Origin of the sequence: Catellatospora sp. KI3 (assembly GCF_029948125.1) — a bacterium.
Lineage (GTDB): Bacteria > Actinomycetota > Actinomycetes > Mycobacteriales > Micromonosporaceae > Catellatospora.
Genome location: NZ_JASAMB010000001.1, coordinates 751,183 through 766,070, shown reverse-complemented (window position 1 = coordinate 766,070; position 14,888 = coordinate 751,183). Strand labels below are relative to the sequence as shown.

General features: G+C 70.4%; 15 protein-coding genes and 1 tRNA gene. 11 read left to right on the top strand and 5 right to left on the bottom strand.

Translation table 11 applies throughout. From position 1 onward, the window contains the following. Positions 1-41: 41 nt before the first annotated feature. Positions 42-464 (top strand): DUF4383 domain-containing protein, encoded by a 423-nt coding sequence (locus tag QEZ54_RS03390; RefSeq protein WP_281302930.1) that lies wholly within the window; start codon positions 42-44, stop codon positions 462-464. 161 nt (positions 465-625) lie between these two features. After that, the gene (locus tag QEZ54_RS03385) at positions 626-1,126 is read left to right on the top strand and encodes a DUF4383 domain-containing protein (RefSeq protein ID WP_281302929.1); all 501 of its coding nucleotides are present in this window, start codon (positions 626-628) and stop codon (positions 1,124-1,126) included. Here QEZ54_RS03385 and QEZ54_RS03380 read toward each other — a convergent pair. Both QEZ54_RS03380 and QEZ54_RS03375 read right to left on the bottom strand, forming a co-directional pair. Beyond that, the gene (locus tag QEZ54_RS03380) at positions 1,123-1,734 is read right to left on the bottom strand and encodes a TetR/AcrR family transcriptional regulator (RefSeq protein WP_281303046.1); all 612 of its coding nucleotides are present in this window, start codon (positions 1,732-1,734) and stop codon (positions 1,123-1,125) included. The genes QEZ54_RS03385 and QEZ54_RS03380 overlap by 4 nt on opposite strands. Positions 1,735-1,871: 137 nt before the next feature. Next, positions 1,872-2,861 (bottom strand): acyl-CoA desaturase, encoded by a 990-nt coding sequence (locus QEZ54_RS03375; protein WP_281302928.1) that lies wholly within the window; start codon positions 2,859-2,861, stop codon positions 1,872-1,874. 306 nt (positions 2,862-3,167) lie between these two features. Here QEZ54_RS03375 and QEZ54_RS03370 point away from each other — a divergent pair. Both QEZ54_RS03370 and glmU read left to right on the top strand, forming a co-directional pair. Further along, positions 3,168-3,239: transfer RNA gene (locus QEZ54_RS03370), tRNA-Gln, on the top strand. 35 nt (positions 3,240-3,274) lie between these two features. Next, positions 3,275-4,714 carry a bifunctional UDP-N-acetylglucosamine diphosphorylase/glucosamine-1-phosphate N-acetyltransferase GlmU gene (gene glmU / locus QEZ54_RS03365; RefSeq protein ID WP_348650503.1) on the top strand — a complete coding sequence of 480 codons (1,440 nt, stop codon included), beginning with the start codon at positions 3,275-3,277 and terminating at the stop codon, positions 4,712-4,714. A 109-nt stretch (positions 4,715-4,823) separates the two neighbouring features. Here the strand turns inward: glmU and QEZ54_RS03360 are convergent, their stop codons facing one another. Then, positions 4,824-5,057, bottom strand: a complete 234-nt coding sequence (locus tag QEZ54_RS03360) for a hypothetical protein (RefSeq protein WP_281302927.1) — start codon at positions 5,055-5,057, stop codon at positions 4,824-4,826. A gap of 224 nt (positions 5,058-5,281) precedes the next feature. On the opposite strand from QEZ54_RS03360, the gene QEZ54_RS03355 reads away from it, so the two are divergent. The 7 genes from QEZ54_RS03355 to QEZ54_RS03325 all read left to right on the top strand — a co-directional run bounded on the left by QEZ54_RS03355 (position 5,282) and on the right by QEZ54_RS03325 (position 12,826). Then, positions 5,282-6,262, top strand: a complete 981-nt coding sequence (locus QEZ54_RS03355) for a ribose-phosphate diphosphokinase (RefSeq protein ID WP_281302926.1) — start codon at positions 5,282-5,284, stop codon at positions 6,260-6,262. 354 nt (positions 6,263-6,616) lie between these two features. Beyond that, entirely contained in the window at positions 6,617-7,249 is a 633-nt protein-coding gene (locus QEZ54_RS03350) for a 50S ribosomal protein L25/general stress protein Ctc (protein WP_281302925.1), read from the top strand. A 77-nt stretch (positions 7,250-7,326) separates the two neighbouring features. Beyond that, positions 7,327-7,923 (top strand): aminoacyl-tRNA hydrolase, encoded by a 597-nt coding sequence (pth, locus tag QEZ54_RS03345; RefSeq protein WP_281302924.1) that lies wholly within the window; start codon positions 7,327-7,329, stop codon positions 7,921-7,923. Positions 7,924-8,076: 153 nt separating this feature from the next. Beyond that, positions 8,077-9,735: a sugar transferase gene (locus QEZ54_RS03340; RefSeq protein ID WP_281302923.1), complete on the top strand. Its 1,659-nt coding sequence runs from the start codon at positions 8,077-8,079 to the stop codon at positions 9,733-9,735. Further along, positions 9,732-10,517: a 3'(2'),5'-bisphosphate nucleotidase CysQ gene (locus tag QEZ54_RS03335; protein ID WP_281303044.1), complete on the top strand. Its 786-nt coding sequence runs from the start codon at positions 9,732-9,734 to the stop codon at positions 10,515-10,517. The genes QEZ54_RS03340 and QEZ54_RS03335 overlap by 4 nt, the downstream gene beginning before the upstream one ends. Before the next feature lie 63 nt (positions 10,518-10,580). After that, a complete protein-coding gene (cysD, locus tag QEZ54_RS03330) occupies positions 10,581-11,537 on the top strand; it encodes a sulfate adenylyltransferase subunit CysD (RefSeq protein ID WP_281302922.1) in 957 nt (318 codons plus the stop codon). Beyond that, positions 11,537-12,826: a GTP-binding protein gene (locus QEZ54_RS03325; protein ID WP_281302921.1), complete on the top strand. Its 1,290-nt coding sequence runs from the start codon at positions 11,537-11,539 to the stop codon at positions 12,824-12,826. Before cysD ends, QEZ54_RS03325 begins: the two co-directional genes overlap by 1 nt. A 245-nt stretch (positions 12,827-13,071) precedes the next feature. On the opposite strand, the gene QEZ54_RS03320 is transcribed toward QEZ54_RS03325, so the two are convergent. Together QEZ54_RS03320 and QEZ54_RS03315 are read right to left on the bottom strand one after the other, a co-directional pair. Then, a complete protein-coding gene (locus tag QEZ54_RS03320) occupies positions 13,072-13,512 on the bottom strand; it encodes a GNAT family N-acetyltransferase (protein ID WP_281302920.1) in 441 nt (146 codons plus the stop codon). Then, positions 13,509-14,882, bottom strand: a complete 1,374-nt coding sequence (locus QEZ54_RS03315; RefSeq protein WP_281302919.1) for an SPFH domain-containing protein — start codon at positions 14,880-14,882, stop codon at positions 13,509-13,511. Before QEZ54_RS03315 ends, QEZ54_RS03320 begins: the two co-directional genes overlap by 4 nt. Between the last annotated feature and the right edge of the window lie 6 nt (positions 14,883-14,888).

Genomic DNA, 14,888 nt, shown 5'->3' with positions numbered 1-14,888 from the left:
GTGCCCCGGTCATCCCCCCTCGCACCACTCGGAGCAGTGACATGGCTTCGCACATGCCCGTCAACCACTCCCTGCGCCCCCTGTACCGGGGACTCGCACTGCTCACCGGGCTGTTCGTGCTCGCGTTCGGCGTGCTCGGCTACCTGGAGAGCCAGGGCGACCCGCTGTTCGCGGCGGGCGACGCGCGAGCGCTGGGCCTGCGCACCAACCCCGCCTTCGCGTACGCCTCGCTGGCCGCCGGAGTGCTCGTGCTGCTGGCCACCCTGGTCGGCCACAACCTGGACCGGCTCGTGAACACCTGGATCGGCGCCGCGTTCCTGATCGTCGGGACCGCCATGCTGGCGCTGATGGGCACCGAGCACAACGTCCTCAACTTCACGCTGGCGACCTGCATCGCGTCGTACGCGATCGGTTCGATCCTGCTCACCGCGGGCATGTACGCCCGCGTCGCCAAGCGGCGCTAAACATTGACGGTGGCCTATCTGGAAGACGAATCGGCGGATTCCGTCTCCTGGATAGGCCACCGTCGATGCTAAGTGGCCGAGGTGAACGGGCGCCAAGGTCGATCGCCGGTCAGTTGCCGCTTTGAGGTTCGAGCGGGGTCGGATCGGGGCACAATGCGGATATGCACCTACCGATCAACCACCGTTTCCGGCCGCAGTACCGGTTCCTCGCCGGGGTGAGCGGCGCCTACCTGCTGACGTTCGGGATCGTCGGTGCCATCCAGACCGCGGGCGAGCCGTTCTTCAGCCGCGCGGACATCCACGCGCTCGGGCTCAAGACCAACCCGGCGTTCTCCTGGCTGTCCATCATCGTGGGCGCGATCGTGCTCGGCGGCGCCATCATCGGCCGCAACATCGACCACTTCATCAACCTGTGGGGCGGCGTGGTGTTCATGCTGTCCGGGTTGATCATGCTGCTGGTGATGCAGACCCCGGAGAACAAACTGAACTTCGAGGTCGCCACCTGCATAGTCTCGTTCATCATCGGCATCGTGCTGATGATCGCCGGACTGTACGGCAAGACCGGCACCCCGTCGGAGTCCGAAGCGGAAGAGGTGCTGCGGCACAGCACCCGCCCCGGCGACAAGTTCGCCGTCCGGCCGCACTCGGCGACCCGCGGCTAGCCCTTCGCGGCCTTGCGGCTCATCAGCAGGGTCGGCTTGGACTCCAGGTGCGACAGGCCGTGCCAGGCCAGGTTGACCAGGTGCGCGGCCACCGTCTCCTTGCGCGGCTTGCGCACCTCCAGCCACCAGCGGCCCGTCAGCGCCACCATGCCCACCAGGGCCTGGGAGTACAGCTCGGCCAGCTTCGGGTCGTAGCCCCGGCCCTTGAACTCCGCGCCCAGGATGTGCTCCACCTGGTGCGCGACATCGTTCAGCACCGACGAGAAGTTGCCCGACGACGACATCACCGGCGACTCGCGCACGAGCACCCGGAAGCCGTTCGTCTCCTCCTCGATGTAATCAAGCAGCGCCAGCGCCGCCTGCTCCAGCAGCTCGCGCGGGTGCCCCGCGGTCAGCGCCCCGGTCACCCGGGTCAGCAGCGCCGTCACCTCGCGGTCGACGACCACCGCGTACAGGCCCTCTTTCCCGCCGAAGTGCTCGTAGACCACCGGCTTGGACACCTTCGCGCGCGAGGCGATCTCCTCGATCGAGGTCGCGTCGAAGCCGCGCTCGGCGAACAACTGCCGCCCCACCGCGATCAGCTGCTCGCGGCGCTGGGAAAAGCTCATCCGCACCCGGGAACCGCTCTTCGGGGGCGCGGCGGGCTGGCGGCCAGCCGCCTGCCGGACCTCACGCGCGTCGTCGACCACGCCCCCATCCTGCCAGGAGGACGGGGGCGGCAGTGGGGGGCCGTCGAGCTGCGCCGTCACCGGGCCAGCTTGGGCTGGGCGTCGCGGTCGACCATCTTCGACCGGAGCCGGTCCTCCTTGGCCCACTTCACGTTCGTGGCCCAGCCGAACTTCTCGAAGAACCAGATCACCCGGGCCGAGATGTCGATCTGGCCGCGCAGCACGCCGTGCCGGGCACTGGTCGGGTCCGAGTGGTGCAGGTTGTGCCAGCTCTCACCGAACGACAGGATCGCCAGCGGCCAGAAGTTCGAGGCCTTGTCGCCCTCGCGCATCTCGAACGGGCGCTCGCCGTACACGTGGCAGATCGAGTTGATCGACCAGGTGACGTGGTGCAGCAGGCCGATGCGGATCAGGCCGGCCCAGAAGAACGCGGTCAGCGCGCCCTGCCACGACCAGGTGACCAGGCCGCCGACGATGCCGGGCGCGATCGCGGTGGTCAGCGACAGCAGGCCGAACAGCTTGTCGACCTTCTGGATGTCCTTGTCGGCGAGCAGGTCCGGGGCGAAGCGGGTGCGGTTGGACAGCTCGCGGGCGAACAGCCAGCCGACGTGCGCGTGGAACAGGCCCTTGGCCAGGCCCTTCACCGAGTTGCCGAAGCGCCACGGCGAGTGCGGGTCGTCCTCCAGGTCGGAGTACTGGTGGTGGCGGCGGTGGTCGGCGACCCACTGGGTGGGCGAGCCCTGCACCGCCATCGCGCCGGAGACCGCCAGCGTCACCCGCAGCCAGCGGGTCGCCTTGAAGGAGCTGTGCGTGAGGTAGCGGTGGTAGCCGACGGTGATGCCGAGGCCGGTGACCACGTACATCACCGCGAAGATCGCGACGTCGGTCCAGCCCAGGAAGCCGCCCCAGGCGACCGGGACCGCCGCGAACAGGGCCAGGAAGGGCAGCACCACGAAGGCCCACAGGCCGATCAGAGTGCCCTTCGACTGGGAGCCCTCGGTCAGCGCCTTCTGGCCCCGGGCGGGGGTCGCTGCTCCGGTGGGCGTCTCGACGGTCACGGTGGTCATGGCACCTCACTGGAGCAGGGGGCGGACGGGCCGAGCTATACCTACGTTACCGTAACCTACGGGTCCGTAGTTTGACAGAGGGCGGACTGTGAATTTGCTACGAACCTGTGCCGTACAGCGGTCCTGGAGAGGCGTCAGCCGCCGCCCGGCCGGCACTGCCTCGGCGCCGGGCACCGGGACTGCCCGGCATACCTCGGTCCCGAGGGCACCGAGGTATGCCGGGCGATCGAAGGCCTCTTCGCCGGGACCGGGCGTAAGCGGTCGAGCAGGCTCGTCCGTGAGACGCTAAGCTGGCTCCGACCCCGTTCGGCTGTGGTGTAATTGGCAACACTCGCGCCTTTGGAGCGCGCTTTCCAGGTTCGAGCCCTGGCAGCCGAGCTTTTGCACAGACATGGATCGATGGTGGGCGGCTCGTGACTCGTACGGTGATCGTTCTCGCGGCTGGCGAGGGCAAGCGGATGAAGTCGGACCTGCCGAAGGTGCTCCACCCGCTGCTGGGCCGCTCGCTGGTCGGCCACGTGCTGGCCGCCGCCGCCCCGCTGGACGCGCAGACCCTGGTCGTCGTCGGCCACCGCGCCGAGCAGGTCGCCGCGCACCTGGCCGAGACCGCGCCCGCGGCGCGGACCGCGCTGCAGGCGCAGCAGAACGGCACCGGCCACGCGGTGCGCATCGCGCTGGAGGCGCTGGACGACGTCAGCGGCACGGTGATCGTGCTCAACGGCGACGTGCCGCTGCTGCGCGAGCAGACCCTCACCGACCTGGTCGAGGCGCACGAGTCGGCGGGCGCCGCCGCGACCGTGCTGGGCGCGACCGTGCCGGACCCGGTCGGCCTGGGCCGCCTCATCCGTGACACCGACGGGGCGCTGGTGCGCATCGTCGAGGAGCGCGACGCGAGCGCCGACGAGCGCGCGGTCCGCGAGATCAACGCGGGCATCTACGCCTTCGACGCGGCCGCGCTGCGGCTGGCGCTGACGAAGCTGACCACCCAGAACGACCAGGGCGAGGAGTACCTCACCGACGTGTTCGGGCTGCTGGTCGCCGAGGGCGCGCCGGTGCGGGTGCACCTGGCCGCCGACCACACCGAGACGCTGGGCTGCAACGACCGGGCGGAGCTGGCGGCGCTGCGGGCGCTGATGCGCGACCGGATCAACACGGCGCTGATGAGGTCCGGCGTGACGATCATGGACCCGGCCACGACCTGGGTCGACGCCACGGTGACGGTGGAGCGCGACGCGGTGCTGGAGCCGAACACGCAGCTGCGCGGGGCGACCTCGGTCGCGACCGGCGCGGTGGTCGGCCCGGACGTGACGCTGATCGACACCTCGGTCGGCGAGCAGGCCCAGGTGGTGCGCGCGCACGCGGTGCAGGCGCAGATCGGCCCGAACGTGAGCGTCGGTCCGTACGCGTACCTGCGGCCGGGTGCGGTGATCGGCCGCAAGGGCAAGGTGGGCACGTTCGTCGAGATCAAGAACGCGTCGCTGGGCGAGGGCACCAAGGTGCCGCACCTGTCGTACGTGGGGGACGCGACGATCGGCGAGCAGACCAACATCGGCGCCGGGAACCTGTTCGCGAACTACAGCGGCACCACCAAGAGCCACACGGTGATCGGCTCGCACGTGAAGACGGCCTGCGACACGACGTTCGTGGCGCCGGTGCGCGTCGGCGACGGGGCGTACACGGCGGCCGGTTCGGTGGTCGACAAGGACGTGCCCCCGGGCGCGCTGGCGGTCGCGCGGGCGCACCAGCGCAACATCGAGGGCTGGGTCAGGCGGGCCCGGCCGGGCAGCGCCGGCGCCGAGGCGGCCGAGCAGGCGCTCGCGCAGCAGCGAGAGCTGCCCACGACGGAAGGCTAGGCGGCCGCGGTTGCCGGCCGCTCGGTGTCATCCGAAGCGAAGCCGGAGGATGACACCGATTAAGGCCGCAGAGCGGACGGCGTATGACACAGAGCGGACGCCGGATGGCTCAGCGCTTCTTCTCTTCTTCCTCGTCCAGCCAGCCGCGCTTGGCGGCCTCGGCGCCGAGGGAGAACTGGTTCTTCGCGCCGGTGGTCTGCTTGAGCACGGCGATGTGGTCGTGCACGGCGCGTTCGCTGAGGAAGACCAGTTTGGTGATGGTCTGCACGGTGAACCCGGCTGCCAGCAGCAGCAGGATGCGCCGCTGTATGACAGTCGGCTCCTCGGCCCGTTCGCGCCCCATCCCGGCTCTCTCCCCACAAACCTGCTAGTGCCATACGAAGGTAGCGCCCGCTGTTCGACACGGGCAAGGCGGGCCTTGCTGACCTGCGGATGAACGGAGCAAGTCTTTCCGGCGGTGATCTGCCGCACCAGCGGGTGGCCTTCTTCGCCGCTTCGCCGGGTGGCGGGAGAGGATGAGGCGAAAATGGGGATACTGGCCGTAGGCCATCGTGAAGGGCGGAGCCGATGGGCAGCATCGTCACGGAGAACCGTAAGAATCTGATGCTCTTCTCCGGCCGGGCTTATCCCGAGCTGGCGGAGGAGATCGGGGAGGTGCTCGGGGTCGGTGTGACGCCGACTACCGCGTACGACTTCGCCAGTGGTGAGACGTTCGTCCGTTACAAGGAGTCGGTACGTGGTTCCGACGCCTTCATCGTGCAGTCCATGTCAGCACCCGTGAATAAGTGGATCATGGAGACGCTGCTGATGGTGGACGCCGCCAAGCGCGGCTCGGCCAAGCGGATCACGGTGGTGCTGCCGTTCTACCCGTACGCCCGCCAGGACAAGAAGCACCGCGGCCGCGAGCCGATCTCGGCCCGCCTGATCGCGGACCTGCTCAAGACCGCCGGCGCGAACCGCATCCTGACCGTCGACCTGCACACCGCGCAGATCCAGGGCTTCTTCGACGGCCCGGTGGACCACCTGTTCGCCATGGACATCCTCGCCGAGTACGTGCAGACCAACTACGGCCACCGCGAGCTGACCGTGGTGTCGCCGGACTCGGGCCGGGTCCGGGTCGGCGAGCGCTGGACCGACCGCCTGGGCGGCTGCCCGCTGGCGTTCATCCACAAGACGCGCGACCCGCTCAAGCCGAACCAGGTGGTGGCGAACCGGGTCATCGGCGAGGTGGCCGGGCGTACCTGCATCCTGGTCGACGACATGATCGACACGGCGGGGACGATCTGCAAGGCCGCCGACATCCTGTTCGACAACGGCGCCGCGGACGTGATCGTGGCGACGACGCACCCGGTGCACTCGGACCCGGCGACGGAGCGGCTGAAGAACAGCCGGATCAGCGAGGTCATCGTGACCAACACGCTGCCGCTGGGTCCGGAGAAGCAGTTCGACAAGCTGACCGTCCTGTCGATCGCGCCGCTGGTGGCCCGCGCCATCCGCGAGGTCTTCGACGACGGCTCCGTGACGACGCTGTTCGGCGGCCTCAGCTGATCTTGGCGGCGGAACCGCGACCCGCCGACCCACCCGCCTTTTATCGACGCTGGCCTATCTAGAGCACGGATTTCGGATTTCCGTCTTCTGGATAGGCCAGCGTCAATTTCAAGGCGGGTGGGGGTACAGGTGCGGGGCGTGGTGGGGCCGTGAGGGGCGACACGGGGACCCCGGCGAAAGCGCCCGGATTGGTCGGGTAAGCTGGTCGGGTTGCCACGGCGAGGGTGCCCTGCGGGTAGAGATGCCTGTTGACGGCGCCGTGATCGACGCGGTGCTCCGGGTTACGTCACCCCGCGCGCCCTCGTCCGCTCGGCCTGACGACAAGCAGCTACCCGTTGAGCAGGAGAATCAAACGTGTCTGAGGTAAAGATCAGCGCCGAGCCGCGTACCGTGTTCGGCAAGGGCGGCGCTCGCCGCACCCGTCGCGCCGGCCTCGTGCCCGCCGTCGTCTACGGCCACGGCGAGGCCCCGCGCCACATCGCCGTCCCGGCCCGCGAGTTCGCCGCGGCCATCCGCCACGGCGGCATCAACACCGTCTTCGAGCTGGTCAGCCCGGACGGCACCAAGACCCTGGCGCTGCCGAAGGCGATCCAGCGCGACCCGCTGAAGGACACCTTCGAGCACATCGACCTGGTGATCGTGAAGCGCGGCGAGCAGGTCACCGTCGAGGTGCCGGTGCACCTGGTCGGCGAGGCCGCCAAGGGCACCCTGGTGATGACCGAGCACGACAAGATCGCCATCGCCGCCGAGGCGCTGCACCTGCCGGAGTTCCTCGAGGTCTCGATCGAGGGCCTGGAGGCCGGTTCGCACGTCACCGCCGGTGACGTCAAGCTGCCGCGCGGTGCTTCGCTGGTCGCCGACGCCGAGACCATCGTCGCCGTGGTGAGCCTGGCCCCGACCGCCGAGCAGCTCGAGGGCGAGACCGCCGAGGCCGCGGAGGAGGCCGAGGAGGCCGCCGCCGAGGAGCCCGTGGCTGTCGAGGCCTGAGTTTCGCAGCAGACCGTGGCGCCCCGCCGAGCCGTAGTAGCTTGGCAGGGCGCCACGTCCGTATCTGAGGGAGTGTCATGGAGCAGGCCGCCGCACCCTGGCTGATCGTGGGGTTGGGCAACCCGGGGCCGCAGTACGCGGGCAACCGGCACAATGTCGGCTTCATGGTCGCCGAGCTGCTGGGCAAGCGGGCCGGCGGCTCGTTCGGGCGGCACCGCAAGGCGGTGGCCGACGTGGCGGAGGGCCGCCTGGGTTTCGGGGTGGACGCGCCGCGGCTGGTGCTTGCCAAGCCGCTGACATATATGAACCTGTCCGGGGCGCCGGTGGCGGCGCTGTGCCAGTTCTACAAGATCCCGGCGGCGCAGGTCATCGCGGTCCACGACGAGCTGGACATCCCGTTCGGGCAGCTGCGGTTGAAGATCGGCGGCGGCGAGGGCGGCCACAACGGGCTGCGGTCGATGACGAAGTCGCTGGCCACAAAGGACTACCTGCGGGTGCGGTTCGGCATCGGACGGCCGCCGGGCCGCCAGGATCCGGCCGACTTCGTGCTGTCGGACTTCTCCGGCGCCGAGCGCAAGGAGCTGGAGTTCCTGGTCGACCGGGCCGCCGACGCGGTGGAGGCCGTCATCCGGCAGGGGCTGGGCGCGGCGCAGCAGACGTACCACACCGCCTGACCGTCACATTTGCGCTGGTGCCGCGTTGTACGGGCAGGCGCGCCCGCGGCGATACGGGAAGGCCCGCGGCGGCGCCGAGAGAGCGTCGTGCGCGGGAACGGCCAGGCTGTGCCGTGGTTTCGTGGTGCGCCGTCGCTGACGGGGGGCGTTCCTATGGTGCAGCGGCGTGACGACGACCGACGCGGGCCGCGGCCCTACCGCCAACGGCACCGCTCCGCCGATTCGCCGCTCGACTACGCCACCGGGCCGACCCCGGCCGGTCCGGCCCCGTTCAGCCCGGCTCCGGTGGGGCTGGTCGCGGTCCGGCCGCAGCAGCCGTCGCTGCCGGCGGTGGAGCCGCCGCAGCACCGCCCCGGCACCGGCCGCCGTCCCGTGGGCGGCAGCACCCACATCGGTACGCCGGTGCGCGTGCTGGACCGCCGCAAGGGCTGGGAGCACCGCTACCTGCACACGCTGCTCGCCACGGACCTCGTGGTCGGCGCGGCGGCGGGCCTGCTCGCGTTCATCCTGCGCTTCGGCCCCACGGTCACCCCGTTCACGCGCACGTACGTGCTGCTGTCGTCGCTGCTGCCGCTGGCGCTGATGGCGTCGCTGGCGCTGACCCGGGCCTACGACCGCCGCTTCCTCTACGTCGGCACGCAGGAGTACGACCGGGTGCTGCGCGGCGGCCTGTGGGTGATCGCGACGGTGGCGGTCGGGTCGTACGCGTTCGAGCTGCCCACGGCCCGCTCATACGTGCTGATCGCGCTGCCCGCCGCGACGGGGACGCTGGTGGTGACCCGGTTCCTGATCCGCAAGCGGCTGCACCGGCGCCGCGAGCGCGGGGAGTGCCTGCGCCGGGTGGTGGTGGTCGGCCACGAACTGGCCATCATCGGGCTGTCGCGGCAGCTGGGCCGCGAGCGGTTCCACGGCCTGGAGGTGGTCGGGGCGTGCGTGCCGCGGGGCAGCGACGGCCGCATCGGCCTGCCCGTGTACGGCACGTTCGACGACGTCGCCGCGGCGGTGCGCGCGGCCGGGGCCGACACGGTGATCGTGCTGAGCTGCCCGGAGCTGGACGGGCACGCGCTGCGCCGGACGGCGTGGCAGCTGGAGCGCGACGAGATCGATCTGATCGTGGCCAGCGCGCTGGTGGACGTCGCCGGCGACCGGACCACCATCCGCCCGGTGGACGGCCTGCCGATGCTGCACGTGGAGCACCCGCGGCTGTCGGGCGGCAGCCGGGTGGTCAAGGAGCTGATGGACCGGATCGGGGCGGCGCTGCTGCTGGTGGCGTTCGCGCCGCTGCTGCTGGTGACCGCGCTGGCGCTGCGGCTGGACTCGCCCGGCCCGGCGCTGTTCCGGCAGGTCCGGGTGGGGCGCGACGGCCGTGAGTTCGTCATCTTCAAGTTCCGTACCATGTACACCGATGCCGAGGCGCGGCTTGCCGAGCTGCGGCATCTGAACGAGCACGACGGAGTGCTCTTCAAGATCCGTGACGACCCGCGGGTGACCGCGATGGGCAAGTGGATGCGCCGCTACTCCCTGGACGAGCTGCCGCAGCTGATCAACGTGCTGCTGGGGCAGATGTCGCTGGTGGGCCCGCGGCCGCCGCTGCCGGTCGAGGTGGCCGCCTATGCGGACGACGTACGGCGCCGATTGGCCGTCAAGCCGGGGATGACCGGCCTATGGCAGGTGTCCGGTCGGGCGGACCTGCCATGGGAAGAGGCGGTTCGGTTGGACCTCCGTTACGTCGAAAACTGGTCAATGTCCATGGACCTGCTCATTCTCCTGCGTACACTGACCGCCGTTGTCCGAAGCTCTGGAGCGTACTGAAGATGCCACCCGTCGAGGACGGCGCTTTCGCCGTATGGCTGGCCCGCCAGGCCGGCGACCTCCTGCTGTCCCTGCGCGACGAACTGGGGTTCGACGACCCTGCCGCGCTGCGCAAGGCGGGTGACAAGCGCTCGCACGACATGATCATGACGGAGCTGGCCCGCTGGCGGCCCGCCGACGCGGTGCTCAGCGAGGAGGGCGTGGACGACCCCGCCCGCCTGGCCGCCTCCCGGCTGTGGATCATCGACCCGCTGGACGGCACCCGCGAGTTCGGCGAGGCCGGGCGCGACGACTGGGCCGTGCACGTGGCCCTGTGGCGGCGCACCGGTGCCGACGAGGGCGTGCTGGCCACCGGCGCCGTGGCGCTGCCCGCGCAGCAGCGGGTGCTCGGCAGCGAGCCGCCGCCGGCGTACCCCCCGCTGTCGCCCTCGGCCGCCGCGGGCGGACCGATCCGCATCGCGACCAGCCGCACCCGCCCGCCGGCGTTCCTGACCGCCCTGGCCGAGTCGACCGGCGCCCAGCTGGTGCCGATGGGCTCCGCCGGCGCGAAGATCGCCGCCGTGGTGACCGGGGACGTCGACGCCTACATCCACGACGGCGGCCAGTACGAGTGGGACTCGGCGGCGCCGGTCGCGGTCGCCGCGGCGGCTGGGCTGCACACCTCCCGGGTGGATGGTTCACCTCTTGTTTACAACCAGGGCACCGCGAGCCTGCCGGATCTGCTGGTATGCCGTAGGGACCTGGGCGCTGAGCTGCTGTCGGCGATCTCACAGCATCGTTGATCGGCGCCTGTTAACACCGGTAGGGTTGATTCCCGAGTAAAGGACTAGGAAAGGTCGGAAATGATGCAGCCAGCGGAAAGCCGCGGCGAGATCCGATCCGCGAGCGGTGACCCGACGCCGGCTGCGTACCGGTTCTCGCACCTGGACGCTCTCGAAGCCGAGAGCATCTTCGTGATGCGGGAGGTCGTCGCCGAGTTCGAGCGTCCCGTGCTGCTGTTCTCCGGCGGCAAGGACTCGATCGTGATGCTGCGGCTGGCGCAGAAGGCGTTCGCGCCCGGGCGGATCCCGTTCCCGGTGATGCACGTCGACACCGGCCACAACTTCCACGAGGTCATCGAGTACCGCGACCGCCGCGTGGCCGAGCTGGGCCTGCAGCTGGTCATCGCCAGCGTGCCCGAGGCGCTGGCCCGGGGCCTGGTCACCGAGGCCGCCAACGGCTCGCGCAACCGGATCCAGACGCCGGTGCTGCTCGACGCGGTCGACAAGTACCGCTTCGACGCCCTGTTCGGCGGCGCCCGCCGCGACGAGGAGAAGGCCCGCGCCAAGGAGCGGGTGTTCTCGTTCCGCGACGAGTTCGGCCAGTGGGATCCGAAGAACCAGCGCCCCGAGCTGTGGTCGCTGTACAACGGGCGGCACCACCCCGGCGAGTCGATCCGGGTGTTCCCGCTGTCCAACTGGACCGAGCTGGACATCTGGCACTACATCGGCCGCGAGGGCATCCCGCTGCCCTCGATCTACTACGCCCACGACCGCGAGGTCGTCGAGCGCGACGGCATGCTGTTCGCGGTCAACGAGTTCCTGGCCGCCCGCGACGGCGAGCGCGTGTTCACCGAGCGGGTGCGCTACCGCACCGTCGGCGACGCGACCCTGACGGCGGCGGTGGCCTCCGACGCCGACACGGTGGAGAAGGTCATCGCGGAGGTGGGGGCGACCCGGGTGACCGAGCGCGGCGCCACCCGAGGCGACGACAAGGTCAGCGAGGCCGCGATGGAAGACCGTAAGCGTGAGGGGTACTTCTGATGACCGCAGTTGCGGAACCGACCAGCGCGCAGCGGGCCGACCTGCTGCGCTTCGCGACGGCGGGCAGTGTCGACGACGGCAAGTCCACCCTCATCGGGCGCCTGCTGTACGACACCAAGTCGCTGTTCACCGACCAGTGGGAGGCCGTCGAGGCGGCGTCCGCGGCCCGCGGTGACGAGTACACCAACCTCGCGTTGCTCACCGACGGCCTGCGCGCCGAGCGCGAGCAGGGCATCACCATCGACGTGGCGTACCGCTACTTCAACACCCCGCGGCGCAAGTACATCATCGCCGACACCCCGGGGCACATCCAGTACACGCGCAACATGGTCACCGGTGCCTCCACCGCCGACCTGGCGCTGGTGCTGGTCGACGCGCGCAAGGGCATCGTCGAGCAGTCGCGACGGCACGCGTTCCTGTGCTCGCTGCTGCGGGTGCCGCACCTGGTGCTGTGCGTCAACAAGATGGACCTCGTGGACTGGGACCAGGAGGTGTACGACAAGATCGTCGACGAGTTCACCTCGTTCGCGGCCAAGCTCGACATCACCGACCTGGCGATCATCCCGATCTCGGCGCTGCAGGGCGACAACATCGTCACCCGCTCGCCCAACATGCCGTGGTACGAGGGCCCGTCGCTGCTGCACCACCTGGAGCACGTGCACATCGCCTCGGACCGCAACCTGGTCGACGTCCGCTTCCCGGTGCAGTACGTGATCCGCCCGCAGTCCACGGTCGTCACCGACTACCGCGGCTACGCCGGACAGGTCGCCTCGGGCGTGATCAAGCCAGGCGACGAGGTGATGGTGCTGCCCAGCGGCATGACCACCAAGGTCGCTTCGGTGGAGACCGCCGACGGGCCGGTGTCCGAGGCGTTCCCGCCCATGTCGGTCACGGTGCGGCTGGAAGACGAGCTGGACATCTCGCGCGGCGACATGATCTGCCGCCCGAACAACACCCCGGCCGTCGCCCAGGACATCGAGGCGCTGGTCTGCTGGATGGACGAGTCCAAGCCGCTGACCGTCGGCGCGAAGTACTCGATCAAGCACACCACCCGGACGGCGCGGGCGATCGTGCGCGAGCTGCACTACCGGCTCGACGTGAACACGCTGCACCGCGATGACGAGGCGCCCAGGCTCGGGCTCAACGACATCGGCCGGGTGAAGCTGCGCACCACGATCCCGCTGCTGGCCGACGAGTACCGGCGCAACCGCACCACGGGCGGCTTCATCATCATCGACGAGTCGACCAACCGCACGGTCGGCGCGGGAATGATCATCGAAGCGTCCTGACGCCCGCGCCCGTCCGCTCGCGGGCGGCCCGCTGCAACACTTTCGGGGAAACTGCTGGAATCCGGAGCCGGATTCCAGCAGTTTCCCCGAACTTGTAGTGCCCCCGCCCCGGCTTACGTTGACGCTGGCCTATCTAGAGGACGACTCGACGAGATTCGTCCTCTAGATAGGCCAGCGTCGATGGCAAGCGGGGCGGGGCGGGGCGGGGCGGGGTGGCGCGAGGGGTGGGGCGTGGGTGGGGTGTGTCAGAGGGGTGCGTTGAGGGTGAGGTAGCCCTCGACGGGCTCGAAGCCCAGCGAGCGGTAGAGGGCCTGGGCTGCGGCGTTGTCGTGCTCGGTGGTCAGCGAGACACGGCGGGCGCCGTCCGCGCGGGCCTCGGCCAGGACGTGGCCGACCAGGGCACGGCCGTGCCCGGCGCCCCGGTGCCCGGGGTCCACCCACAGGTCGCGCAGCAGCCACACCGTGCCAAGGGTCAGCGACGCGGGTACGACGGCCACCGTGGCGAATCCGACGGGCAGCCGGTGCGGGCGGGCCGCGTACACCCGGAAGCCGGTCTCGGCGCGGTCCTGCAGCCAGCGGCGGGTCGCCGCGAACTCCCGCTGCAGACCGTAGTGGGCGCGGTAGGCGTCGAACAGCTCCGCCACCGCGCCGAATCCGGGATCGGCCGGGGTGACCCGGCTGATCATTCGCGGGGCGCCACGGCGGCGCGGATGGCGGTGATCGCTGCGGTCAGCTCGGTGACGATGCCGGCCAGGCTGGTGCTGTCGGTGCCGGAGAGGTTCACCGTACGCAGCTCGTCGGGCTTGGGCAGCTTCGACACGATCTGCGGCAGGTTCGCGATCAGCTCCGCCTGGATCGCCGCCGGGGAGCGGTCGTTGGCGATCTCGCGGGACACCCGGTCGCGCTCCAGCTCCAGCAGCGCGGTGGCGTGCGCGGTGTCGGCCCGTGCCTGGGCCACGGTCAGCTCGTGGTCGAGCTTGAGCCGCTGCAGCGCGTGCTCCAGCTCCAACCGCAGCCGACCCGCCTCCGCCTCCAGCTCGTGCCGCTGCTGCTCCAGCCGCAGCGAGTGCAGCGTGGTCTCGGTGGTCTGGGTGGCCAGCGCGCGGGCATCGGTCTGCTCGCGCTCGCCCCGCCGCAGCTTCTCGGCGGCGTCCCGGTCGAACGCGGCGGCCGCGTTGCGGGCCCGCAGGTCGGTCAGCTCCCGGTCGTTCTCCAGCCGCTGCAGCTGGTCGAGGCGGTCGGCAGCCAGCTCGCGGCCGGTGACGATCTCCTGGGCGCCCAGCTCGGCCAGCCGGGCGAGCTGGCTCTGCTCGGACCGGAACGGCTTCTGCAGGTTCTCCCACAGCCGCGCGGAGGTGACCACGGCCTCCTTGATCTGAACGGTGACGATGCGCAGCCCCAGACCGTGGTCGCTGTCGTCGGCGCCTTCGGCGACGCCGCGCAGGCGGGCGGTCAGCTCCTCGATGATGGGCTGCTTGTCGCTGAGCACCTCGTGCACGCTCATGGTGGCGACCTTGTCCTTGATCGCCGCCTCGGCCTGCTCCTTGAGCTGCAGGTTCACCAGCCGCATCGGGTCGGAGGCGTCACCGAAGTCGAGTTTGCGGTACGCGGTCGCGATGTCCTGCACGATCCACTGCACGTACGCCTGGACCAGCACGCCCTGCAGCTCACGGCAGATGCAGAACGCGTTGAGCAGGATCGTCTGCATCGTGCCCGGCACCACCAGGTACGAGTCGGTGCGCGAACGGTAGCGGAACGAGACGCCCAGCCCCAGGTGCAGCGGTTGCGCGTGGCCGCGCCGGGTGTGCACCACGAACGCGTTCGGCGGCACCAGCACCGTCTTCCACGGCCCGACGCCGGTCACCCGTACGTCGACGGCGGTGGGCGGCGTCATCGCCGCGTCCGCGGCCGCGCGCCTGGCCCGGCCGCTGGTGTCGTCGCCGCCACCGCCGCCGCGAGCCGGGGCGGCGGCCTTCTTCACACGCAGGTCCTGCTCCAGCTGCGACTGCTGGGAGATGACCTGGTCCAGGTAGGCGTTGCGCTCCGGGGAAGTCATGCCGGG